The sequence below is a fragment of the Tianweitania populi genome (assembly GCF_014652875.1).
Classification (GTDB): Bacteria; Pseudomonadota; Alphaproteobacteria; order Rhizobiales; family Rhizobiaceae; genus Tianweitania; species Tianweitania populi.
In genome coordinates, this window is sequence record NZ_BMZQ01000002.1 from 661,459 (window position 1) to 684,484 (window position 23,026).

The window sequence follows — 23,026 nt, forward strand, 5'->3', positions numbered from 1 at the left end:
AAGGAAGGAGGATCCGATGTCGAACCCCGCTGCCATTCTCGGTTTACCCAAGCCGCAATGGGCGCGTGACGATGTCGAGATGCTTTATGACATGTCGGTGCGGTTCCTCGGCGAGGAAATCGCCCCGCACTACGATAGGTTCGAGAAAAACGAGATCGTCGACAAGGATGCGTGGCGCAAGGCGGGTGCTGCCGGTCTGCTCTGCGCCTCGATGCCGGAAGAGTACGGCGGCGCGGGCGGCACTTACGCGCATGAAAGCGCGATTGCGGAAGCGATCGGCCATGTCGGCGTGGATGGCTTCGGCATCGCGCTGCATAACGCGATCGTCGCGCCTTACATCCTGCATTACGGCTCGGAAGAGCAGAAGCAGCGCTGGCTGCCAAGGATGGCGACCGGCGAGCTGATCGGCGCGATCGCCATGACCGAGCCCGGCGCCGGTTCCGATTTGCAGGGCGTGAAGACCACGGCGCAGAAGACCGGCAACCAGTATACGCTCAACGGCTCTAAGACCTTCATCACCAACGGCCAGAACGCCAATCTGATTATCGTCGTCGCCAAGACCGACCCGTCGCAGGGCGCCAAGGGCACGTCGCTGATCGTGGTGGAAACGGACGAGGTCGAGAGCGGCTTTGAGCGCGGGCGCAACTTGGACAAGGTGGGCCTCAAGGCCAACGACACGTCGGAACTCTTCTTCAACGATGTGCGCGTGCCCACCTCAAACCTGCTTGGTGCCGACGAGGGCCAGGGCTTCATCCAGTTAATGCAGCAGCTCGGCCAGGAGCGGCTTCTGATCGGCGCGCAATCCATCGCCATGATCGAGCGCGCGCTCACCGTGACCATCGACTACGTCAAGGAACGCAAGGCCTTCGGCAAGGCGATTCTCGACTTCCAGAACACCCAGTTCAAGCTGGCGGAACTCAAGACCGAAGCCACCGTCGGCCGCGTCTTCTATAATGACTGCGTGCAGCGCCATATCGACAGCGGGATCGACGCCACCACCGCCTCCATGGCGAAGTATTGGCTGAGCGACCTGCAATGCAAGATCGTGGATGAATGCCTGCAGCTGCATGGCGGCTATGGCTACATGAACGAATATCCGATCGCGCGCATGTTCCGCGACGCGAGGGTGCAGCGCATTTATGGCGGCACCAATGAGATCATGAAGCTTTTGATTGCGCGGAGTCTGTGACCATGTCGACCCACACAGCCACCATCCGCTGGCGCCAGGACGAGGACGATCATTTCTCGCTGGGTCGCTATACGCGCGTGCATGAGATCAGCTTCGATGGCGGCACCACGATCCAGGCGTCGGGCGCGCCCGGCAATGTGCCGGCACAGTTCTCCAGCGAAAACTCGGTCGATCCCGAAGAACTCTTCGTCGCCTCCTTGTCGTCCTGCCACATGCTGTGGTTCCTCGATCTGGCGCGGCGCGCCGGCGTCGAAATCCTGTCTTATGAGGATCAGGCCGAGGGCGTAATGGAGAAGGACGCCGAGGGTCGCACATCCATCACAAGGGTGACGTTGCGCCCGCGCGTCGATGGCACTGCCGCGCCCGAAAAGCTCGCCGAGTTGCACAAACAAGCGCATGACGCTTGTTTCATCGCCAATTCCGTCAAGACGGCCGTGACCGTCGAACCCGCTTCCTAAAGGAGACATCGATCATGGCCGACGCCTATATCTATGACGCCGTTCGCACCCCGCGCGGGCGCGGCAAGAAAGACGGCTCGCTGCATGAAGTGCCGGCCGTGCGGCTCGGCGCGCGGATGCTGGAAGCCGTGCGTGACCGCAACGGACTGGACACCGCCCAGGTCGACGACATCATCTTCGGTTGCGTCGATCCCGTCGGCGAAGCCGGTTCGGTGATCCCGCGCTCGGCCGCTTTCGAAGCCGGCTACGACATCAAGGCGCCGGGCATGCAGATTTCGCGCTTCTGCGCATCGGGTCTCGACGCCATCAATCTGGGCGCGGCCAAGATCGCGCAGGGAGCCGATGACATCGTGATCGCCGGCGGCGTGGAATCCATGTCGCGCGTCGGCATGGGCATGTCGGGCGGCGCCTGGTTCATGGATCCCTCCGTCGGCCTGCCCGCCTGGTTTATGCCGCAGGGCGTGTCCGCCGACCTGATCGCCACGCGCTACGGCTTTTCGCGCGACGATGTGGACGCTTATGCGGTGGAAAGCCAAAAGCGCGCGGCGAAGGCCTGGGAAGATGGCCGCTTCAAGAACTCCGTCATTCCGGTCAAGGACCAGAACGGCATGACCATCCTCGACCATGACGAGCATATGCGGCCGACCACCGACATGCAGTCACTGGCTTCGCTCAACCCGTCCTTCGTCATGCCCGGCGAAATGGGCGGCTTCGATGCGGTGGCCGTTCAGCGTTATCCGGAACTCGAGGGCATCAACCACGTCCACCATGCCGGCAATTCCTCCGGCATCGTGGATGGCGCGGCCGCCGTGCTGCTCGGCTCCAAAAAGGCCGGCAAGGCGATGGGCGTGAAGCCCCGCGCCCGCATCCGTGCTTTCTCCAACATCGGTTCGGAGCCTGCGATGATGCTGACTGGCCCGGTCGACGTGACCGAAAAGCTGCTCAAGCGCGCCGGCATGAAGCTGTCGGACATCGACCTGTTCGAGCTCAACGAAGCCTTCGCTGCCGTGGTGCTCCGTTATATGCAGGCCTTCGACATCGACCACAAAGACATCAACGTAAATGGCGGCGCGATTGCCATGGGCCATCCGCTGGGTGCCACCGGCGCGATGATCTTGGGCACGTTGCTCGACGAAATGGAACGCCGCGACGTCAATGTCGGCCTCGTCACCCTGTGCATCGGCGCCGGCATGGGCACCGCCACCATCATCGAGCGCGTGTAAGCTCCGATGTTGGCACCCAACAGCACGGCCCTTATCCTGGTCGATGTGCAACAAGCCTTCGTGCAGTGGGAAGCGCAGGGACTGCGCCGCAACAATCCGGATGCGGTTTCCAATATCGCGAAGCTGCTGACGGCTTTCCGCGCCCGGGGCATGCCGGTCTTCCACATCCGCCACGCTTCTACGGAAGCAGACTCCGCGCTTCGGCCCGATCGTCCGGGCTTCGAGCCGATCGAGGTCGCGCGGGAGCATCCCGGCGAAGCCGTGATCGTCAAGCACGTCAACGCGTCCTTCATCGGCACCGATCTCGAAGAACAGTTGCGGGATGGCGGGATCAAGACTCTGGTTATCGCCGGCATCACGACCAACCATTGCGTGGAAACGACTACCCGCATGGGCGGCAATCTGGGCTTCGACGCACGGCTCGTGAGCGATGCCTATTACACATTCGACCGCATCGGCTTCGATGGCGCGCCCGAAAGCGCCGAGACGATCCATGCCATGACCCTCTCCAACCTCAGCGGCGAATTCGCCACAATCGAAACCACGGATACAGTGTTGGCCGCGCTGATCAGCGTAGCGGCGTGAGGAGCATCCGATGACCTACACCAACTTCACCGTTGAAACCGATGCCGAGGGCCTGGCGCTCGTTACCTGGGACATGCCGGATCGCTCGATGAACGTCTTCACCGAAGACGCGCTGCGCGAGCTTGACGCCATCATTGATGACGTCACCAAAGATGAGGCAATCAAGGGCGCGGTGTTCACGTCGGGCAAGGAGACCTTCTCCGGCGGCGCCGACCTCACCATGCTCAAAGGCATGACGGCCGAGTTCGCGCGCCTTGAGGCTGAGGATAAGGACAAGGCGGTCGCCTTCCTGTACGACCGCGCCGGCGCGATGAGCCGCATCTTCCGCAAGTTGGAAACCTCCGGCAAGCCTTGGGTGTCTGCCATCAACGGCACCTGCATGGGCGGCGCGTTCGAGCTGTCCTTGGCGTGCCACGGCCGTGTTGCAGCCGACTCCGATGCTGTAAAAATGGCGCTGCCGGAAGTGAAGGTCGGCATCTTCCCCGGTGCCGGCGGCACCCAGCGCGTGCCGCGCCTTGCCAACACGCAGGACGCGTTGCAGATGCTGACTTCGGGCCAGACGCTGGCGCCGAAAAAGGCAAAGAGCATGGGCCTGATTACGGAAATCGCCGCGCCCGATGCGCTGGTCGCCGTGGCCAAGAGCCTGATAAAGAACGGCCTCAAGCCGGTTCAGCTTTGGGACGAGAAGGGCTTCAAGTTGCCGGGCGGTCCGGTCTATTCCGCCGCCGGTGCGAACCTCTGGCCGCCGGCGATTGCGATTGCGCGGCGCGAAACTTCCGGCAACTATCCGGCGGTGATGGCGATCCTCAAGAGCGTGTATGAGGGCCTGCTGGTGCCCTTCGACACGGCGCTGCGCATCGAGCTGCGCTACTTCGTTGAGATCATGCAGACCACCGAAGCGGCGATGATGATCCGCTCGCTTTTCGTGTCCTTGCAGGAGCTGAACAAGGGCGCGCGGCGGCCGGCCGGCCAGCCAGAAACCAAGTTCACCAAGATCGGCGTGCTCGGTGCCGGCTTCATGGGCGCGGGCATCGCCTATGTCACGGCCAAGGCCGGCATTCCCGTGGTGCTTGTCGACCGCGACATGGACGCCGCCAACAAGGGCAAGGCACATTCGGAAAGTCTGGTCGACGGCCAGATCAAGAAGGGTCGCGCCACGGCCGAGGACAAGGGCAAGCTCCTGTCCCTCATCACGCCAACCGCCGATTATGCCGACCTCAAGGGTTGCGACCTGATCGTCGAAGCCGTGTTCGAGGATTCGGAAATCAAGAAGGGCGTGACGACCCAGGCGGAAGCCGTGATCGCCAAGGACGCGATCTTTGCGTCCAACACATCGACCATACCGATCACCGGTCTTGCCAAGAACTCGAAGCGGCCGGCCAACTTCATCGGCATCCACTTCTTCTCGCCGGTGGACAAGATGATGCTGGTGGAGATCATTCTCGGCAAGAAGACCGAGGACAAGGCAATTGCGGTGGCGATGGACTTCGTGCGCGCCATCAAGAAGACGCCGATCGTGGTCAACGACACACGCGGCTTCTACGTCAATCGCTGCGTGCTGCGTTACATGTCGGAAGCCTACAAGATGCTGATCGAGGGCATCCCGGCGCCGATGATCGAAAACGCCGCCAAGCTCGCCGGCATGCCGGTTGGACCCTTGGCGCTGACCGACGAGACGGCGGTCGACCTCGCGCAGAAGATCATGAAGCAGACGGTGCGCGATCTCGGCGAAAAGGCCGTCGATCCGGCCCAGCTCGACCTCATCAACACGATGGTCGACAAGCATGATCGCAAGGGCCGCAAGAACGGCAAGGGCTTCTATGATTATCCCGCCAAGCCCGCGAAGAAGTCGCTCTGGCCGGGTCTCAAGGATCTTTACAAGCAGAAGAAGCCTGAGGACGTCGACATCGAGGAGGTCAAGCAGCGCCTCTTGGTGACGATCGCGCTTGAAGCCGCCCGCGTCATGGAAGAAGGCATCGTGGTGGATCCGCGCGAAGCCGATGTCGGCTCCATCCTTGCTTTCGGCTTCGCGCCTTATACGGGCGGCGCTCTGTCTTATATCGACGGCATGGGCGTGAAGACCTTCGTGAAGCTCGCAAAAACCCTGCAGAAGAAATACGGCGCGGACTTCAAGGCGCCGAAGCTGTTGCAGGACATGGCCGACAAGGGCGAAACCTTCTACGAGCGGTTCGATCCCTACAACACCACGCCGCCGCAGAAGCAGGCGGCGTAAGGGGCTGAGCGATGTATGTCTGGGCGCGGCTAGCGCGGACGCTGGCCTCGTCCAACAAACGGGGTCCTTACCGGATGGGCGGCGAAAGCCGCCTCCGTTTCCGCTGTCTGCCATCCGACATCGACTTCAACCTGCATCTCAACAATGCCCGCTACATGATGCTGGCCGATGTCGGCCGCCTCGACATCTTCAATCGCAGCGGGTTGATCCAACTTGCCCGCGAGCGCGGCTGGGCGCCCATGCTCGGCAGCTTGCAGACCGTGTTCGTGCGCGAGATCAGGCTGTGGAAGCGCTTCGAACTTGTGTCCACTCTGGAAACCTGGGCCGACACGCAGATCATCGGACGCCATCGCTTCGTGATCGACGGCGATGTGACCGCCGCTATCGTGCTGACCACCGGTGGCATCTATGACGCAAGAGGCCGCGCTTTCGTGCCGATCCAGGATGCGGTCGCAGCGCTCGGCATCGACGCCACACCGCGTGAGCCGACGGAGGCTGAAGCGATCTTCATGGCCTCGCATACCGGTTTGCGGGCGATCGCCAAGTCGGGCGGCTGAGCGCGCAACGGACTGGACAAGCGCCGCCGACGCACTTACAACGAATCAGGACTTTTTTCCTCTTATCGGCAATGAGCAGAGCCATGCTCTCGCATGAAAAAGTATGGGCGGCGATCGATGCGCTGGCGGCGCGCCATGCGCTGTCGGCGTCCGGCCTAGCGAAGAAGGCGGGACTCGATTCCACCGCCTTCAACAAGTCAAAACGGCAGTCCGTCGATGGCCGGCCGCGCTGGCCTTCCACCGAGTCGCTCGCCAAGATCATGGCCGCGACTGGGTCGTCTTTGGACGAGTTCATGGGGTTCATCACGAAGACGGCCGACGTAGCCGCGACAAAACATAAGCCGGCTAAAGGCGTTCCATTAGTCGGATTCGCACAAGCGGGCGCGGGCGGCTACTTCACGGATGCGGGCTTTCCCGTTGGCCAAGGCTGGGAAACGGTTGAGGCGCCTGCGATCGTGCCGGAAGGTGGCTATGCTCTGGAGGTGCAAGGCGATTCCATGCTGCCGCTGTATCGCCACGGCGACCGGCTCATCGTCGATCCCAATGCAACGGCTCGCAAAGGGGACCGCGTGGTGGTGAAAACCACCGGCGGCGAGGTGACGGCCAAGATCCTGGTGCGCCGCACTCCCGACCTGGTGGAACTGCATTCGCTCAATCCCGAGCATCCTGACCGCACGATACCACTCAACGATGTCGAGTGGATTGCGCGTATCGTCTGGGCCAGCCAGTAGATCATGCAGCGGCGGCTCAGCACCACCGGTTTTACCGCACTTGTCGGCGGCGGGCTGATCTTGTTCTGCGCCGCGATCTTTGCGTCCGGCCTTCATATCAAGGCGCGTGAGGCATCGCCATCCGTGACCATGGAAGACGTGCCCTTCATGCCCGACCCGGCACTCGACGATGACGATGCTGCCGCCATGTCGGAAGCTGCCGGCATCGAGAGCCCGCCGGATGATGGCGGCGCGGTGTTGCCGCTCGAGCCGGAAACCGTGCCTGAGCAGCCCTCGCAAGCGGCGTCCGCGCCGGCTGCTGCCAACAATCCCGTTCCCGATGGATGGAAGCCAAAGCTGCTTTATCGCCCGACCGCCAGTGCTGCCGGCCGCATCGAAGCGCAGGGCTACCAGATCGCGATCAGCGGCATAGAGCCGGTGGATCCCGGCGAAAGCTGCGGTGAAGGCGCTAATGCCTGGCCCTGCGGAACCGCCGCGCGCACCCAGTTTCGCCAGCTGCTGCGCGGCCGCGCGCTGACCTGCACCGTGCCTGATGCGGCACCCGCCGAGCCGGTTGAAACGGCCTGCAGCGTCGGCGGCGAGGATGTCGGCACCTGGCTGGTTGCGCAAGGCTGGGCGCGGGCCAGCGAAGGTGGCGCGCTGGCTGATGCGGGCGATCAAGCGCGTGATGCCGGTCGCGGTATCTATGGCAGCAAGCCGGTTCTGCCGGCGATCGAGGTCAACACGCCGTCCGGCCTCGAACTCGCCGTGCCGCCCTCTGCGCCCAGCATCATCGCGCCAGCGCCCCAGGCCCAAGCGCCAGCGATCACCGATGATCGCGGCGCGTTTCCGCCCGCCCCGAGTTTGCCGGTCCAGTAAGTCCTCGCTTACTTCAACTCGCCTGCGAGTGCCTTGGCGATCAGCGCGCGCGTTTCTTCGATGCCGTAAAGTGCAGCAAACGAGCCGAAGCGCGGGCCGCGTTCCTGGCCGATCAGCACCTGATAGATCATCGCAAAGAAGGCGACCGATACGCCCGGCCCGCCTTCCGGGCTCTTCTTGGCATGATCCTGATAGCGCTCGATGCGGCGCGCGACGTTGAGCGCGGCGTTCTGGATCGCCTCGCCATCTGAACCCGCCGGCAGTTGACCGAGTGTGTCGGAAAGCGCAGCCAGCGCCTCACGCTCGACCTCGTCGGCAGCGCGGAAGGTTTTGGTCGGCTTCACGAAATCGTCGAAGTAGCGGATGGCGTAGCCGGTCAGCCGGTCGAGTTCCGGATGCGTCTCAGCTGTTACACCTGGCGCATAGCGCGAGATGAAGCCCCACAGCACATCCTTGTTCTGCGCGTTGGAAGCACTGACGAGATTGAGCAGCAGCGCAAACGGCACCGGCAGTTCAACCTCCGGCGGGCTGCCGCTGTGGATATGCCAGACGGGATTGTCGAGCTGCGCCTTGGCATCCTGCCGGCGATAGGCGGACAGATAGGTGTAATACTCGTCCACCGCCTTCGGGATGACGTCGAAGTACAATCGCTTCGCCGTGCGCGGCTTCTGGAACATGTAGAGCGACAGGCTTTCGGTTGGCGCGTAAGCCAGCCACTCGTCGATGGTGATGCCGTTGCCCTTGGACTTCGAGATCTTCTCGCCGTTCTCATCAAGAAACAGCTCGTACACGAAATGCTCCGGCGGCCGCCCTCCCAGGATGGAGCAGATGCGGTCATAGATCACCTGGTTGGTCTGGTGATCCTTGCCGAACATTTCGAAATCGACGTCGAGAGCTGCCCAGCGCATGCCAAAGTCCGGCTTCCATTGCAGCTTCACCCGTCCGCCGGTGATCGGCAGCGTGATTTCCTCGCCGTCCTCGTCGTCGAAGGTGATGGTGCCTTCTTTCGAGTCCACGTTCTTCATCGGCACGTAAAGCACGCGGCCGGACTTCGGCGAGATCGGCAGGAACGGGCTGTAGGTCGCCTGGCGCTCGGCACCGAGTGTCGGCAGCATCACCCTCATGATCTGGTCATAGCGCTCGGCAGCGAGGCGCAGCATCGCGTCGAAGCGGCCCTGCTTGTAGTATTCGGTCGCACTGGCGAAGGTGTAGTCGAAGCCGAAGGTGTCGAGGAAGCGCCGGAGCATCGCATTGTTGTGGTGCCCGAAGCTCTCGTAATCGCCGCCGAACGGGTTCGGCACCGAAGTCAACGGCTTGTGCAGATGCGGCTCGAGGAAGGCGCGATCCGGCACATTGTCCGGGATCTTGCGCATGCCGTCCATATCGTCGGAAAAGCACAGCAGCTTCGTTGCCACCTTGTTTTCGGTCAGCACATGAAAGGCGTGGCGCACCATCGTGGTGCGCGCGACTTCGCCGAACGTGCCGATATGCGGCAGACCGGACGGGCCGTAGCCCGTTTCAAACAGGATGGTTTGGGGGAGATCGCGCCCTTCATAGCGCTTGATGATCTTTTTCGCTTCCTCGAACGGCCAGGCTTTGCTCACGCCCGCGGCTTCCAGAACCTCGGGAGAAAGCTGCATGGACGTTGGCAAAGCGGAAGACATGGTGTTGATCCCTGGGAAGTGAGCGGAATGGGCCGTTGAACGGGCGGAAACCGCGACGTCCTTCGCTTAAGCGGCCTAAGCGCCAGCGTCAATCCAAGGTTTAGGCCGCGGCTTTTCAGCCATCGCGTTCAGAAGAAGCTGACGGGGAAGTAGCGCAGATAAAGCTCGGCGAAGATGCCCTTGGTGCCGATCTCGTGCAGCGCATAATCCAACGCCTGCGTGAGTTCGGGACGGTCGACGGGCACGCCGATCGCGAGGCCCTGTCCGAGATATTCGGGCGCCAGATAAGGACCACCAACAAAGGCGCAGCAATCGCCGGCCTCGCTTTCGGTGAGCCAGAAGCTCATGCGCATGCCGTCGCCGAAAGCGAGATCGATCATGCCGGTCTGCACCGCGGCGAGCATGGCGTCGAAATCGTCGAAGCTTTGTGCGGTGGCGTCGGGAAAATAATCGCGCAGCATACGCTCATGCGCGGAGTTGGCGATCACGCCAATGGTCTTGCCGGTGAGCGCGGCGCGCGTCGTTTCCGGCGCATCGCCTTGGCGCCCGACGAAGCGGGCCGGGAAGCTGAGGTAAGGCCGCGAGAACGCATACATCTCGCGGTTCTCACTATTAACCGCCAGACCCGACAACAGCGCCTCGCCCTCGCCATCAGCCAGCGCCTTCGCATGTTCGTTCCAGGGCAGCGCCTGGATCTGGCAGCGATCGGTGATGGCCAGTTGAGCGCAGATGGCGCGGGCGAGATCGACATGGAAGCCGCTCAACCGTCCGGATGCATCGATAAAGGAAAAGGGCGGAAAGTCGGTGGTGGTGATGAAGCGCAGCCGCTTCAACTCGCCCAGATCGGGCTTCACCAGCCGCTCGCGCGTGTCCCAGAAGCTGGGAATCACCGGATCGCCTTTTGCCGGTGCGGGCAAGAGCGGGAGAGCCGAAGCCACGAGCAGAAGGCAGGAAGCCAGATGGCGGCGCATGGGGAACTCCGGGCGGCGCGGCGAAGATGGCCGAGGGGTGCCCGCTCCCGCGCTGGCTGTCAATCGCGCGCTGAGTCTTGGTCGATCGGATCGAAAGCGAACACGAAGATCGAAGCCGACAGGCTGCCGCCGACATCGACCCGCACCCGGCTCGGCAGAAGCACGGCATCAAGTGCCTTCAGCTCGACCTTCTCGCCTCCTGTCACCAAGTCGATCTCACCCTCGTGGCAAAGCAGCATCGTCAGGTCGGCGTCGAGATCGCCGAGATCGTCAAGCGTGCCCCGGCGCACCGTATGGCGGAAGGCGCCGCGCCGGGTCATGACGTTGAGGTCGGTGATCGGCCCGTTGATCAGCCTGGCGCTCGTATGCGTGTCGGCCGGAAACGAGAACGGCTCACTGTCGCGGTCGAGGCGGACTTCCTTCAAACCGGACACGGCGAGCTCGATCCCCTCGCCCTGCAACACGCTCAACGTCCGGTCGATGTCGGGAAAAGTCGAGAATGGTCCGTCCTCCACGACATCGGCCATGGATACGCGCCACGCAAAGTCGTCGAGCCCTGCATTAGGAGGAAAGACCGCGATTTCCGTGGTTTCTCCTTTGCCGTTCTTCCAGGGCATGCGGCGGTAATCGGCGGCGCGTAGGATTTTCATGGCACGGAAACTAGCCGAGGATCCCCGGCAGGTTCAATCCATGCTCCCTGGCGCAGTCGATCGCCTCGTCATAGCCGGCATCGGCATGGCGCATCACGCCGGTGGCCGGATCGTTCCAAAGAACGCGCTCCAGCCGGCGATCGGCGTCTTCCGTGCCGTCACACACGATCACCATGCCGGAATGCTGCGAAAAGCCCATGCCGACGCCGCCGCCGTGATGCAAGGACACCCAGGTCGCGCCCGAAGCGGTGTTCAGCAGCGCGTTCAACAGCGGCCAATCGGACACCGCATCTGAGCCGTCCTTCATGGCTTCCGTTTCGCGGTTGGGCGACGCAACCGAGCCGGAATCGAGGTGATCGCGGCCGATCACCACCGGCGCCTTCAGCTCGCCGTTGCGCACCATTTCGTTGAAGGCGAGGCCGAGGCGGTGGCGATCGCCCAAGCCCACCCAGCAGATGCGCGCGGGCAGACCCTGGAAGTGGATGCGCTCGCGCGCCATGTCCAGCCAGTTGTGGAGATGGTGGTTGCCGGGCGTCAGCTCCTTCACCTTGGCATCGGTCTTGTAGATGTCTTCCGGATCGCCCGAGAGTGCTGCCCAGCGGAACGGCCCTATGCCGCGGCAAAACAGCGGCCGGATGTAAGCCGGCACGAAGCCTGGGAAGTCGAAGGCATTCACGACACCTTCTTCCAGCGCCATCTGGCGGATGTTGTTGCCGTAATCGACGGTCGGCACGCCCATCTTCCAGAATTCGAGCATGGCGCGCACATGGGTGGCCATCGATTCCTTGGCAGCATGTTCCACCGCTTTGGGGTCGCACTCGCGCTTGTTCTCCCATTCAGCCAGCGTCCAGCCCTTCGGCAGATAGCCGTTGATCGGGTCATGCGCCGAGGTCTGGTCGGTCACCGCATCGGGGCGCACGCCGCGGCGCACCAGTTCGGGGAAGATGTCGGCGGCATTGCCGAGCAGGCCGACGGATACGGCCTTCTTCGCCTTCACCGCTTCGTCGATGATCGCCAGCGCTTCGTCCAAATCCTGCGCCTGCCGGTCGAGATAACCGGTCTTCAAGCGCATTTCGATGCGGCTCGGCTGGCATTCCACGGCCAGACACGAAGCGCCGGCCATGGTTGCGGCCAGCGGCTGCGCGCCACCCATGCCGCCGAGGCCGGCGGTCAGGATCCAGCGGCCGGACAGGTCGCCATTATAATGCTGGCGGCCCATCTCCACGAAGGTCTCGTAGGTGCCCTGCACGATGCCCTGGCTGCCGATATAGATCCAGGACCCGGCGGTCATCTGGCCGTACATGGCCAAACCCTTCTTATCCAGCTCGTGGAAATGGTCCCAGGTCGCCCAATGCGGCACGAGGTTGGAGTTGGCGATCAGAACGCGCGGCGCATCCTTGTGCGTCTGGAACACGCCAACCGGCTTGCCGGACTGAACCAGCAGCGTCTGGTCATCTTCCAGCGTCTTCAGCGCCGCCACGATGCGATCAAAACTTTCCCAATCGCGCGCGGCACGGCCGATACCGCCATAAACCACGAGCTCGCCCGGCTTCTCGGCAACGCCTGGATCGAGGTTGTTCATCAGCATGCGCAAGGGCGCTTCGGTGAGCCAGCTCTTGGCGGAAAGCTCAGTGCCGGTGGCGGCGCGGATGACGCGCTGGTTGTCGATACGGGTGGTCATTTGGAAGCTCCGGTCTTGGCCCAGTCGAGCGCGGTTTGGAGGATGGTTTTCAGGGTTTCGCGGATCGGCGCGGCGTAGTCGGGATCAAACGGCACCGGCCAGTTGTCCGGCGTGCCCTTGGCCTCAGGCTCGCGCAGATAGCCGCGATTGGACAGTTCCATCTGGAGGCCATGCACACCGTGGTCCGGCTGGCCGTGATGGCGGGTAATATAGCCGCCCTTGAAGCGGCCATTCACGACGTAGCTTTCGCCGGTATTCGCGAGGATCTCCGCGACTTTCGTTTCCAACTCGGGATCGGCGGCCTTGCCATCATTGGTGCCAAGGTTGAACACCGGCAGCGTGCCTTCGAACAAGCGCGGCAGAACCGAGCGGATCGAATGACAATCATAGATCACCACTCGATGGTTGTGCCGACCCAAGCGCTCCAGCTCGGACGCGAGTGCTGCGTGAAAGGGCGCATGATAGGTTTCGAGCCGCCGCGCGACTTCCGCCGCATCCGGTTCACGGCCGGGCTTGTAGAGCGGGTCGCCGTCGAAGGTTTCGCGCGGGCAAAGATCGGTCGTGGTCTGGCCGGGATAAAGCGAGACGCCGGACGGGGCGCGATTGACGTCGATCACCGAACGCGAAATCGCGGTGTGAACGATCGTGGCGTCCAACTCCCTGGCGAAGTCGTAAAGCTGGTCGATCCACCAGTCGGTGTCGCGCTGCGCCAGCCAGGGCGAGACGAAATCATCATCCAAGCCGGCGAGGCTGGTCCCCGTATGCGGAAAGCTGACAAGAAGCGGCTCCTGGCCGCGGCGGATGGTGAGCCAGTCGCTCATGCGCTTACTCCCGGCAAGGACACGGTTGCCGCTGCTTCCACCACCGCACCGGAGCGCACCAGCCTATTGGCGGCTTCCATGTCGGGATAGAAGTGGCGGTCGTCATCGAGGTGCGGCACCTGCGCGCGCAGCAGCGTGCGGACGGCTTCCAACGGGGTGCTGGAAGCGAGCGGCTGGTGGAAGTCGCAGCCCTGAGCGGCGGCCAGAAGCTCGATGCCGATCACCGCCGTCGCATTCTCCACCATGCTTATCAGACGACGGGCGCCGTGGGCGGCCATCGACACGTGATCTTCCTGATTGGCGGAGGTCGGGATGGAATCGACGCTGGCCGGATAGGCCTTCTGCTTGTTTTCCGAAACGAGTGCGGCCGCCGTCACCTGCGGGATCATGAAGCCGGAGTTGAGGCCGGGCTTCGGCGTCAAAAAGGCCGGCATGCCAGACAAAGCGGGATCGACCAACATGGCGATGCGGCGCTCGGCGATCGAGCCGATTTCGCAAACGGCCAGCGCAATCATATCGGCTGCGAACGCCACCGGCTCGGCGTGGAAGTTGCCGCCCGATAGCGCGGTGTCGTCTTCAACGAAGATCAGCGGATTGTCGGACACGCCGTTGGCTTCGGTTTCGAGCGTATCGGCGGCCTTGCGCAGCACGTCAAGGGCAGCGCCCATCACCTGTGGCTGGCAGCGCAGGCAATAGGGGTCCTGCACACGCTCGTCGCCATGACGATGCGACTCGCGGATCGCACTGCCCTCCATCAGAGCGCGCAGGGCATCCGCCGTTTCGATCTGGCCGCGATGCTTGCGCAAGGCATGGATGCGGTGATCGAAGGGCGCATCCGAGCCACGGGCCGCGTCGGTCGACAGCGCGCCGGTGACCAGCGCGGTCTGGAACAGCGTCTCGGCTTCAAACAGGCCAGCCAGCGCATAGGCCGTGGAAAATTGGGTGCCGTTGAGGAGCGCGAGCCCCTCCTTGGCGCCGAGTACCGCCGGCTTCAAACCAGCGGCTTCCAGCGCCTGCGTCGCGGGCAAGTGGTTCTCGCCCTGCCAGATCTCACCGACGCCGATCATCGCCGCCGTCATATGCGACAGCGGCGCCAGATCGCCGGACGCACCGACCGAGCCCTGCGCCGGCACGACAGGAACCACATTTCTCGCCAGCATGGCTTCGAGCAGTTCCAGCGTCTTCAGCTGCACGCCGGACGCGCCCTGCGCCAGGCTCGCCAGCTTCAGCGCCATCATCAGCCGCGTGACAGCCACCGGCATCGGCGCGCCGGTTCCGGCGGAATGGCTCAGCACGATGTTGCGCTGGAGCGTCGCCAGATCGGCATCGGGGATGCGCACGGAAGCCAGCTTTCCGAAGCCGGTGTTGATGCCGTAGACAGGCTCTCCTTTGGCCAGAATGCGGGCGATCGCATCCGCGCTGGCCTGAACCTTCGGCTTGCAGGCCGGATCAAGCGCGACATCGGCGCCGCGCCAGATGGCGCGCCAGTCGGCCAGCGAGGCGGAGCCGGGAAGGATGGTGATGCTAGGCATGATGGTGCTCCGGGAACAGCGCGGACGGGGCAAGCCCCCCACCCCTTACCCCTCCCCTCAAGGGGGAGGGGAATTCTGAGATGTGGACGCTTGATGAGAGGGCATTACGGGCCAGCACAACGGCACGCGCATCCCTTACAATGAAGAGGAACGCGTCGGCGCTAGGCGGGAATGCAGTAGAAGGGAGCGCAGCGCGGACGTCCCCCTCCCCCTTGAGGGGAGGGATAAAGGGTGGGGGTAACACCATTGCCACCATCACCAGCCCCGCCAAACCCGCGCATGCAGCGGATTGAACCCGATGCGATAAACCAGTTCGGCCGGACGCTCGATGTCCCAGATCGCCAAGTCCGCCCACTTGTCGGTTTCCAGCGTTCCCACCTCGTCCTGCAGCCCCAGCGCCTGGGCAGCATGGCGGGTGACGCCAGCAATGCATTCCTCGACGGTCATCGAAAACAAGGTCGCGCCCATGTTCATGGTGAGCAGCAGCGAGGTCAGCGGCGAGGTGCCGGGATTGGAGTCGGTCGCCAGCGCCATCGGCACGTTGAACCGGCGGAACAGATCGATCGGCGGCTTTTTCGTTTCGCGAATGAAGTAGAACGCGCCAGGCAGGATCGTGGCCACCGTGCCGCTCCGGCTCATCGCCTCCGCGCCAAGTGCACTCGTATGTTCGAGATGGTCGGCCGACAAAGCGCCGTAGCGTGCGGCGAGCGCCGCACCATCTAGATCGCTGAGCTGGTCGGCATGCAGTTTGACCGGCAGGCCGAGCGCCTTTGCAGCATCGAACACCCGGGCGATCTGCTCGGGCGAAAAGGCGATGCCCTCGCAAAAGCCATCCACCGCATCGGCCAGACCATCGCGCGCAATCGCCGGCAGCATTTCGGATGCGACTTTCTCGATATAAGCGTCTTTGTCGCCCCCTGCTTCCACCGGCAAGGCATGAGCGCCGAGGAAGGTCGTGCGCACCGAAACCTTGCGCTCGGATGCCAGCCGGCGCGCCGCGCGCAGCGACTTGGCCTCGCTCTCACCATCGAGCCCGTAGCCCGACTTCACCTCGATTGTCGTGACGCCTTCCGCCAGCAACGCATCCAGCCGCGGCAGCGTTTCCTTGACCAACTGATCCTCGGAGGCCGCCCGCACGCCGCGCACCGACGACACGATGCCGCCGCCGGCCTTGGCGACCTCTTCATAGCTCGCGCCGGCCAGCCGCATCTCGAACTCGTTTGCGCGGTTGCCGGCATAAACCAGATGGGTGTGGCAATCGATGAGGCCCGGCGTGATCCAGCGGCCTTCGCAGTCGATCACCTGCGCGTCGCCAAGCCCCGTTGGCAGATCAGCTTCCGTGCCGGCATGCACGATCCGGCCATCCACGGCCGCAACCGCGCCGCTTTCGATCTCGCCCAAGCCGCCGAGATCAAGTCGCAATGTCGCGAGCCGAGCGTTGCGCCAGATGGTCGGTCGAGCGGCAGATCCGGCCATGATCACACTTCCCCGTCGGATGTTTGTTATGTATAGACATAATGAACAGACAGGCGCAGGCTTGGCAAGTGAGAAAACGAGATGTCAGTGATGACCACGATCCATGCTAGCCAAGCGCTGCTTTCCACCGGCTGGACCGATGATGTCAGGCTGAGCCTCGAAGGTGGGCGCATCACCAAGCTGGAAACCGGCGTTGACCGCCAAGCCGGCGACGAGCGCCACGCCATCCTCCTGCCGGCCATGCCAAACGTTCATAGCCACGCATTCCAGCGCGGCATGGCAGGTCTGGCCGAGGTGCGCGGGCCGGGCGCAGACAGTTTCTGGTCTTGGCGCGAGGTCATGTACCGCTTCGCGCTGACTATGACGCCCGAGGATGTCGAGGCCGTCGCCGCCCAGCTTTACGTCGAGATGCTGGAATCGGGCTTCGGTCGCGTCGGCGAGTTTCATTATCTGCACCACCAGCCGGACGGGCAGCCTAATGCCGATATCGGCGAGCTTGCCGCACGCATCGCGTCGGCCGCGAGCGAGACCGGCATCGCACTGACGCTGCTGCCCGTCTTCTACGCCCATTCCGGTTTTGGCGGCGGAGCGCCCAACGAAGGCCAGCGGCGCTTTATTAACACCCGCGATCAGTTCGCCGCCCTGCTGGAACGCTGCGAAACGCTTACGGACGCCCTGCCGAACGGCGTCACCGGCCTCGCACCGCACAGCCTGCGCGCCGTGACACCGGACGAACTCGACTGGCTGGCCACCCTGCGTCCGGACAAGCCCATCCACATCCACATCGCCGAACAGGTGAAGGAGGTGGAGGATTGTCTGGACTGGTCGAACCAGCGACCAGTGGAATGGCTGCTCGATCATCACGCCGTGGCCGACCGCTGGTGCCTGATCCACGCCACGCACATGACACCAGCCGAGACTCAAGCCTTTGCCAAGACCGGCGCGGTGGCTGGCCTGTGCCCGATCACCGAAGCTAATCTCGGCGACGGCATCTTCGAGGGCGTAGATTTTGCCGAAGCTGGCGGCGCGATTGCGATCGGCTCGGATTCCAACATCGAGATCGGCGTCGGGGCAGAGCTGCGGGCCATGGAATACGCACAGCGCCTGAAACATCGCGGTCGCAACATGCTGGTCGAGCCCGGCAAGTCCAACGGTGCGGCGCTGTTCAACCGCTCGCTGGATGGCGGCGCGCAGGCACTCGGCGTCCAAGGCGGCCTCCAGGAAGGTGCTGCGGCCGATTTCGTCAGCCTGCAGGCCGATGATGTCGCGCTGGCCGGCCGCGATGGCGATGCCATCCTCGATGCCTGGATCTTCTCCGGTCGTCCGCTCGTGGATTGCGTCTGGGTCAACGGCACCAAGCAGGTCGAAGCCGGCCGCCATGCCAAGCGCGAGGCCATCGCCCAGCGCTTCACCCGCACCATCGAGCGGCTGCTGTCCTGATGGAAAACCGTGCCATCCCGCTTCATCGCCGGATCCGCGCGGCGATCGAAGACAAAATCCTGTCGGGCGGCTGGCCGCCCGGCACGCGCATTCCCGCCGAAACCGAACTCGCCGCGACCTATAACTGCGCCCGCATGACCGTGAACAAGGCGCTGACCGAACTCGCCGCCGACGGGCTGATCGAGCGGCGCCGCAAATCCGGCAGCGTGGTAAAACGGCCCGTCCTGCAATCCGCCGTGCTGGAAATCCACGATATCAAGGCGGAAGTGGAAGCCGCGGGCTTCGCCTATCGCTACCGGGTGGAAAGGCAAAAGGTCCGCGAGGCCACCCGCGCCGACTGCGATCGGCTGCAACTGGATGCACCTGTGCCGGTTCTGGCCCTTACCTGCCTGCATCTGGCCGACAACCGCCCCTTCTGCTGGGAAGACCGCGTGATCAGCTTGTCCGCCGTGCCGCAGGCGCAGGACGCCAGCTTCGATCATCAATCGCCCGGCGCCTGGCTGATCGACGAAGTGCCCTGGAGTGCCGCCGAGCACCGCATCAGCGCGGTTGCCGCCGACGCCTCCCTTTCCGCCCTCGAACTCACCCCCAGCACCCCCTGCCTCGCCATCGAGCGCCGAACTTGGAACGCCGACAAGCCGGTTACCCATGTCCGCCTGATCTATCCCGGCGACGCTCATGCACTGGTGGCGCGCTTTGCGCCTTCTAAAGCCGGCTAATGATCAGGTTCTTCTAGCCATCGCTGGGTGGCTCAGCTACCCTCGTGGAGCTTGTTGAGCGGGAGGCTTTCATGAAGCGGTCGAGGGTTAATGCTATTCTGCGCGAGGGCGAAGCGTTTATTCGCTCGTTCAACTTTGCGATGCCGCCTTTCGCGTCGTGGTCGCCGCGTGAGCTTGTCGAGCGCTGGCCGGCTGGCATTGTCGATGCGCGGCTGGGATGGGACATCACCGATTATGGTCAGGGCCGGTTCGACCAGATGGGCCTGTTTCTGTTTACCGTCCGCAACGGCCGCGCCGAGGATCTGACGCGCGGCACCGGCATGCTTTATGCCGAAAAGATCATGATTTCGCGCCGCGACCAGCTTTCCCCCATGCACCGCCATGTCGTGAAGGCCGAGGACATCATCAATCGCGGCGGCGGCAAGCTGGTGATCGAGCTGTTCGCGGGCGCGCCGGATGGCTCTATCGACCGCGAAGCCGACGTCACCGTGCCGACCGACGGCGTATTGCGCACCTTCAAGCCCGGCGGCAAGCTCGTGCTCGAACCCGGCGAAAGCGTCACGCTGATGCCCGGCGTCTGGCATGCCTTCTGGGGTGAAGGCGCGGATGTGCTGATCGGCGAAGTGTCGACGGTGAACGACGATCTCACCGACAACATCTTTGCCGAACCGATCGGGCGCTTTTCCACGATCGAGGAAGACGAAGAGCCTTATCGCCTCCTGGTTTCCGATTACGATGCGGCACTTGGCAGCCCGGCCTAAGACCATGGGCTAGGCTTGCCAGATCGCATCCGAACGCGATTTAGTAGTCTCGTAAACAACAAGCGGCCGACAGAGCCGCCGGGGAACGAGAGACTGCATGGCGATCAAGGCTGCGATCCACCACCTCACGCATTACCGCTACGACCGGCCGGTCACGCTGGGACCGCAGATCATAAGGCTGAGACCGGCGCCGCATTCGCGCACAAGGGTGATCTCGCATTCCCTGAAGGTTTCGCCGGACAACCACTTCGTCAACCTGCAACAGGACCCTTACGGCAACTGGCAGGCACGCTTCGTGTTTCCCGAGCCGGTGCGCGAGCTGAAGATCGAGGTTGCTGTCGTCGCCGACATGACGGTCTACAACCCGTTCGACTTCTTCGTGGAGCCGGAAGCCGAGAGCGTCCCCTTCACCTATCCCTCCGACATTGTGGAAGACCTGTCGATCTACCGCACGCCGGAGGCAGCAGGGCCGAAGCTGCAGGCGTTCCTTGACACGATCGAGCGCGAGGCGCCGTCCACCGTCAACTTCCTGGTCGATCTCAACACCCGCATTTCGCGCGAAATCGCTTATCTCATCCGCATGGAAGCCGGCGTGCAAACGCCGGAGGAAACGCTGGAAAAGGCATCCGGCTCCTGCCGCGATTCCTCCTGGCTTCTCGTCCAGGTGCTGCGCCATCTCGGTTTTGCAGCCCGCTTCGTGTCCGGCTATCTCGTTCAGTTGAAGCCGGATCTCGTGTCGCTGGATGGACCGGCGGGTACCGCGGTCGACTTCACCGACCTGCACGCCTGGTGTGAAGTTTACCTTCCTGGCGCCGGTTGGATCGGCTTCGACCCGACGTCCGGCCTGCTCACCGGCGAAAGCCACATTCCGCTCGCCGCCACGCCGCATTACCGCAACGCAGCACCCATCAGCGGTTTGGCGAGCTTTGCTGAAGTCGATTTCGCCTTCGACATGCGCGTTGACCGCGTGGCCGAACATGCGCGCATCACCAAGCCCTTCTCCGACGAAGCCTGGGCCGAACTCGACGCGCTCGGCCACGCCATCGACGCCGAATTGCAAGCGGAGGACGTGCGCCTTACCATGGGCGGCGAGCCGACCTTTGTGTCGATCGACGACTTCGAATCGGCGGAATGGAACACGGCTGCCGTCGGCCCCACCAAGCGCGACAAGGCCGACCAGCTGATCCGCCGTTTGCGCGAAAAGTTCGCGCCGGGCGGCTTCCTCCATTACGGCCAGGGCAAGTGGTATCCCGGCGAAACCCTGCCGCGTTGGACCTTTTCGCTTTACTGGCGCAAGGACGGCGAGGCCATCTGGACCGATCCCGACCTCATCGCCACCGAAACAGCCCAAACCAAGGCCGGCCCCCGCGAAGCGGAAGCGCTTACTGCCGCCATCGCCGAACATCTCGATCTGCCGACTGACGCGGTCGCGCCCGCTTATGAAGACCCGGCAGAATGGGTTCTGCGCGAGGGCAACCTTCCTCGCAATGTCGATCCCAATAATTCGGAACTCGCCGATGCCGAAGCGCGCAATCGCATGGCGCGCGTCTTCGAGCGCGGTTTGAACAAGCCGTCCGGCTACGTCCTGCCGGTGCAGCGCTGGAACGCGCAGGCATCCGGCCATCGCTGGCAGACGGAAAAATGGAAGACGCGGCGCGGCAAGCTGTTCCTGGTGCCGGGTGACTCACCGGTCGGCTATCGCCTGCCCTTGAGCGCGTTGGAACACATCCCGCCAGCGCGTTTCCCATTCATCGTGCCGACCGATCCCTCCATCGACCGCGTGCCCTTGCCGCCGCGCAGCGCCCTTTCTGCACCCGCTTCGCAGAACCAACAGGGCGATGACCGCAATCTGCCGGAAGCCTCGTTCGAGGCAGGCACCACGACACAGAACCAGATTGAGCAGACCGCCTCCACCATTGAAGGCGTCGTGCGTACGGCGATCTCGGTGGAACCGCGCGATGGCCGTCTTTGCGTCTTCATGCCGCCAGTGGAAGCGCTTGAGGATTATCTCGAACTGATCGCCGCGGCCGAGGAGGCCGCGAAGAAGGTCGGCCTGCCCGTTCATATCGAAGGCTACGCCCCGCCGCAGGACCCCCGTCTGGAAGTGATCCGGGTGGCGCCCGATCCGGGCGTCATCGAGGTCAACATCCATCCGGCCGCGAACTGGCAGGACTGCGTCGACACTACTACCAAGCTTTACGAGGAAGCGCGGCAGACACGGCTCGGCGCCGACAAGTTCATGATCGACGGCCGCCACACCGGCACCGGCGGCGGCAACCATGTCGTGGTGGGCGGCGCAACGCCGATGGACAGCCCGTTCCTACGCCGGCCCGATCTGCTGAAGAGCCTGGTGCTGTATTGGCAGCGCCACCCCGCTTTGTCGTACCTGTTTTCAGGCCTGTTCATTGGCCCGACCAGCCAGGCGCCGCGCGTCGATGAAGCCCGCCACGATGCGCTGTACGAACTGGAAACCGCACTCGCCCAAGTGCCGAAGCCCGGCGAAGGTCTGGCGCCCGCGCCCTGGCTGGTGGACCGTCTGTTCCGCAACCTGCTGGTGGATGTCACCGGCAACACGCATCGCTCCGAAATCTGCATCGACAAGCTGTTTTCGCCCGATGGTCCGACCGGCCGGCTCGGCCTCGTTGAGTTCCGCGGCTTCGAGATGCCGCCCAGCCCCCGCATGAGCCTTGCCCAGCAATTGCTGGTGCGCGCCATCATTGCCCGTCTGTGGAAAGGGCCGCTCGACGGCAATTTCGTGCGCTGGGGCACCGCCCTGCATGACCGCTTCATGCTGCCGCATTATGTCTGGGCCGATTTCCGCGACGTGCTGGCCGATCTCACCCGCCATGGTTTTCCGGTCAAAGCCGAATGGTTCGAAGCCCTGCTCGAGTTCCGCTTCCCCTTCTGCGGCGAGGTGGAAACCGAAGGCCTGCGCCTCGAAATCCGGCAAGCGCTGGAGCCGTGGAACGTACTTGGAGAGACCGGCGCGATCGGCGGCACGGTGCGTTATGTCGACTCCTCGGTTGAACGCGTGCAGGTGCGCGCCGAAGGCTTCAACCCCGAGCGCCACGGCGTGCTGTGCAACGGCCGCGCTTTGCCTCTGCAGCCAACGGAAACGAACGGCACCTTCGTCGCCGGCGTGCGCTTCAAGGCCTGGCAGCCATCATCCGGCCTGCACCCCACACGCCCGGTGGATGCGCCGCTCACTTTCGACATCTTCGACCGCTGGTCAGGCCGCGCGATCGGTGGCTGCGTCTATCATGTCGCGCATCCCGGCGGGCGCAACTACGACACCTTCCCGGTCAACACCAACGAGGCCGAAGCACGCCGCCTTGCCCGCTTCATCCCCTATGGTCACACGCCGGGTTCGACCACGTTCCGGCCCGAACAACCGTCGCGTGAATTCCCGCACACGCTCGACTTACGCCGTCCGGCTGATATCTAAGCTTTTCCAGCAGAAGTGCGCAGCGGTTTTGC

19 protein-coding genes are annotated in these 23,026 nt (G+C 63.6%); 12 read left to right on the forward strand and 7 right to left on the reverse strand.

Going from position 1 to position 23,026, the window contains the following annotated elements; translation table 11 throughout:
* Positions 1 to 16 precede the first annotated feature (16 nt).
* From IE166_RS12490 to IE166_RS12525, 8 genes are all read left to right on the forward strand, one after another.
* Positions 17 to 1,189 (forward strand): acyl-CoA dehydrogenase family protein, encoded by a 1,173-nt coding sequence (locus IE166_RS12490; RefSeq protein WP_189504298.1) that lies wholly within the window; start codon positions 17 to 19, stop codon positions 1,187 to 1,189.
* A gap of 2 nt (positions 1,190 to 1,191) precedes the next feature.
* Positions 1,192 to 1,647, forward strand: coding sequence for an OsmC family protein (locus IE166_RS12495; RefSeq protein WP_189504300.1), 456 nt, complete (start codon positions 1,192 to 1,194; stop codon positions 1,645 to 1,647).
* A gap of 14 nt (positions 1,648 to 1,661) precedes the next feature.
* Positions 1,662 to 2,870, forward strand: coding sequence for an acetyl-CoA C-acetyltransferase (locus tag IE166_RS12500; RefSeq protein WP_189504302.1), 1,209 nt, complete (start codon positions 1,662 to 1,664; stop codon positions 2,868 to 2,870).
* A 6-nt stretch (positions 2,871 to 2,876) separates the two neighbouring features.
* Complete coding sequence (locus tag IE166_RS12505; RefSeq protein ID WP_189504304.1) at positions 2,877 to 3,455, forward strand: cysteine hydrolase family protein; 579 nt, start codon at positions 2,877 to 2,879, stop codon at positions 3,453 to 3,455.
* Positions 3,456 to 3,465: 10 nt separating this feature from the next.
* Positions 3,466 to 5,688, forward strand: coding sequence for a 3-hydroxyacyl-CoA dehydrogenase NAD-binding domain-containing protein (locus IE166_RS12510; protein WP_189504306.1), 2,223 nt, complete (start codon positions 3,466 to 3,468; stop codon positions 5,686 to 5,688).
* An 11-nt stretch (positions 5,689 to 5,699) separates the two neighbouring features.
* Entirely contained in the window at positions 5,700 to 6,245 is a 546-nt protein-coding gene (locus tag IE166_RS12515) for a thioesterase family protein (RefSeq protein ID WP_189504308.1), read from the forward strand.
* An 83-nt stretch (positions 6,246 to 6,328) separates the two neighbouring features.
* Positions 6,329 to 6,976, forward strand: a complete 648-nt coding sequence (locus IE166_RS12520; RefSeq protein WP_189505917.1) for a S24 family peptidase — start codon at positions 6,329 to 6,331, stop codon at positions 6,974 to 6,976.
* 3 nt (positions 6,977 to 6,979) lie between these two features.
* Positions 6,980 to 7,834, forward strand: a complete 855-nt coding sequence (locus tag IE166_RS12525; RefSeq protein WP_189504310.1) for a thermonuclease family protein — start codon at positions 6,980 to 6,982, stop codon at positions 7,832 to 7,834.
* An 8-nt stretch (positions 7,835 to 7,842) separates the two neighbouring features.
* Here the strand turns inward: IE166_RS12525 and IE166_RS12530 are convergent, their stop codons facing one another.
* The 7 genes from IE166_RS12530 to hutI form a co-directional block, all read right to left on the reverse strand.
* Complete coding sequence (locus IE166_RS12530) at positions 7,843 to 9,498, reverse strand: lysine--tRNA ligase (RefSeq protein ID WP_189504312.1); 1,656 nt, start codon at positions 9,496 to 9,498, stop codon at positions 7,843 to 7,845.
* A gap of 128 nt (positions 9,499 to 9,626) precedes the next feature.
* On the reverse strand, positions 9,627 to 10,469 hold the full coding sequence (locus tag IE166_RS12535) for a transporter substrate-binding domain-containing protein (RefSeq protein WP_189504314.1): 843 nt from the start codon (positions 10,467 to 10,469) through the stop codon (positions 9,627 to 9,629).
* Between the two features lie 59 nt (positions 10,470 to 10,528).
* On the reverse strand, positions 10,529 to 11,119 hold the full coding sequence (locus IE166_RS12540; RefSeq protein WP_189504316.1) for a HutD family protein: 591 nt from the start codon (positions 11,117 to 11,119) through the stop codon (positions 10,529 to 10,531).
* A 10-nt stretch (positions 11,120 to 11,129) separates the two neighbouring features.
* On the reverse strand, positions 11,130 to 12,800 hold the full coding sequence (gene hutU, locus IE166_RS12545; RefSeq protein WP_189504318.1) for a urocanate hydratase: 1,671 nt from the start codon (positions 12,798 to 12,800) through the stop codon (positions 11,130 to 11,132).
* On the reverse strand, positions 12,797 to 13,621 hold the full coding sequence (gene hutG, locus IE166_RS12550; protein WP_189504319.1) for an N-formylglutamate deformylase: 825 nt from the start codon (positions 13,619 to 13,621) through the stop codon (positions 12,797 to 12,799). Before hutG ends, hutU begins: the two co-directional genes overlap by 4 nt.
* A complete protein-coding gene (gene hutH / locus IE166_RS12555) occupies positions 13,618 to 15,153 on the reverse strand; it encodes a histidine ammonia-lyase (protein ID WP_189504321.1) in 1,536 nt (511 codons plus the stop codon). Before hutH ends, hutG begins: the two co-directional genes overlap by 4 nt.
* Before the next feature lie 255 nt (positions 15,154 to 15,408).
* Positions 15,409 to 16,629 carry an imidazolonepropionase gene (gene hutI, locus IE166_RS12560; RefSeq protein WP_189504323.1) on the reverse strand — a complete coding sequence of 407 codons (1,221 nt, stop codon included), beginning with the start codon at positions 16,627 to 16,629 and terminating at the stop codon, positions 15,409 to 15,411.
* Between the two features lie 90 nt (positions 16,630 to 16,719).
* Here hutI and IE166_RS12565 point away from each other — a divergent pair, with 90 nt between their 5' ends.
* The 4 genes from IE166_RS12565 (at position 16,720) to IE166_RS12580 (ending at position 22,994) form a co-directional block, all read left to right on the forward strand.
* Positions 16,720 to 18,069: a formimidoylglutamate deiminase gene (locus IE166_RS12565; protein ID WP_189504325.1), complete on the forward strand. Its 1,350-nt coding sequence runs from the start codon at positions 16,720 to 16,722 to the stop codon at positions 18,067 to 18,069.
* The gene (hutC, locus tag IE166_RS12570) at positions 18,066 to 18,788 is read left to right on the forward strand and encodes a histidine utilization repressor (protein ID WP_189505919.1); all 723 of its coding nucleotides are present in this window, start codon (positions 18,066 to 18,068) and stop codon (positions 18,786 to 18,788) included. The genes IE166_RS12565 and hutC overlap by 4 nt, the downstream gene beginning before the upstream one ends.
* A gap of 71 nt (positions 18,789 to 18,859) precedes the next feature.
* Entirely contained in the window at positions 18,860 to 19,549 is a 690-nt protein-coding gene (locus IE166_RS12575; protein WP_189504326.1) for a D-lyxose/D-mannose family sugar isomerase, read from the forward strand.
* A 97-nt stretch (positions 19,550 to 19,646) separates the two neighbouring features.
* On the forward strand, positions 19,647 to 22,994 hold the full coding sequence (locus tag IE166_RS12580) for a transglutaminase family protein (RefSeq protein WP_189504328.1): 3,348 nt from the start codon (positions 19,647 to 19,649) through the stop codon (positions 22,992 to 22,994).
* The last annotated feature ends 32 nt before the right edge of the window (positions 22,995 to 23,026 follow it).

Bases quoted from the DNA above. Each gene is read 5' to 3' on its own strand.
- IE166_RS12490 (WP_189504298.1), top strand. From the start codon at position 17: ATGTCGAACCCCGCTGCCATTCTCGGTTTACCCAAGCCGCAATGGGCG.
- IE166_RS12495 (WP_189504300.1), top strand. From the start codon at position 1,192: ATGTCGACCCACACAGCCACCATCCGCTGGCGCCAGGACGAGGACGAT.
- IE166_RS12500 (WP_189504302.1), top strand. From the start codon at position 1,662: ATGGCCGACGCCTATATCTATGACGCCGTTCGCACCCCGCGCGGGCGC.
- IE166_RS12505 (WP_189504304.1), top strand. From the start codon at position 2,877: ATGTTGGCACCCAACAGCACGGCCCTTATCCTGGTCGATGTGCAACAA.
- IE166_RS12510 (WP_189504306.1), top strand. From the start codon at position 3,466: ATGACCTACACCAACTTCACCGTTGAAACCGATGCCGAGGGCCTGGCG.
- IE166_RS12515 (WP_189504308.1), top strand. From the start codon at position 5,700: ATGTATGTCTGGGCGCGGCTAGCGCGGACGCTGGCCTCGTCCAACAAA.
- IE166_RS12520 (WP_189505917.1), top strand. From the start codon at position 6,329: ATGCTCTCGCATGAAAAAGTATGGGCGGCGATCGATGCGCTGGCGGCG.
- IE166_RS12525 (WP_189504310.1), top strand. From the start codon at position 6,980: ATGCAGCGGCGGCTCAGCACCACCGGTTTTACCGCACTTGTCGGCGGC.
- IE166_RS12530 (WP_189504312.1), bottom strand. From the start codon at position 9,498: ATGTCTTCCGCTTTGCCAACGTCCATGCAGCTTTCTCCCGAGGTTCTG.
- IE166_RS12535 (WP_189504314.1), bottom strand. From the start codon at position 10,469: ATGCGCCGCCATCTGGCTTCCTGCCTTCTGCTCGTGGCTTCGGCTCTC.
- IE166_RS12540 (WP_189504316.1), bottom strand. From the start codon at position 11,119: ATGAAAATCCTACGCGCCGCCGATTACCGCCGCATGCCCTGGAAGAAC.
- hutU (WP_189504318.1), bottom strand. From the start codon at position 12,800: ATGACCACCCGTATCGACAACCAGCGCGTCATCCGCGCCGCCACCGGC.
- hutG (WP_189504319.1), bottom strand. From the start codon at position 13,621: ATGAGCGACTGGCTCACCATCCGCCGCGGCCAGGAGCCGCTTCTTGTC.
- hutH (WP_189504321.1), bottom strand. From the start codon at position 15,153: ATGCCTAGCATCACCATCCTTCCCGGCTCCGCCTCGCTGGCCGACTGG.
- hutI (WP_189504323.1), bottom strand. From the start codon at position 16,629: ATGGCCGGATCTGCCGCTCGACCGACCATCTGGCGCAACGCTCGGCTC.
- IE166_RS12565 (WP_189504325.1), top strand. From the start codon at position 16,720: ATGACCACGATCCATGCTAGCCAAGCGCTGCTTTCCACCGGCTGGACC.
- IE166_RS12575 (WP_189504326.1), top strand. From the start codon at position 18,860: ATGAAGCGGTCGAGGGTTAATGCTATTCTGCGCGAGGGCGAAGCGTTT.
- IE166_RS12580 (WP_189504328.1), top strand. From the start codon at position 19,647: ATGGCGATCAAGGCTGCGATCCACCACCTCACGCATTACCGCTACGAC.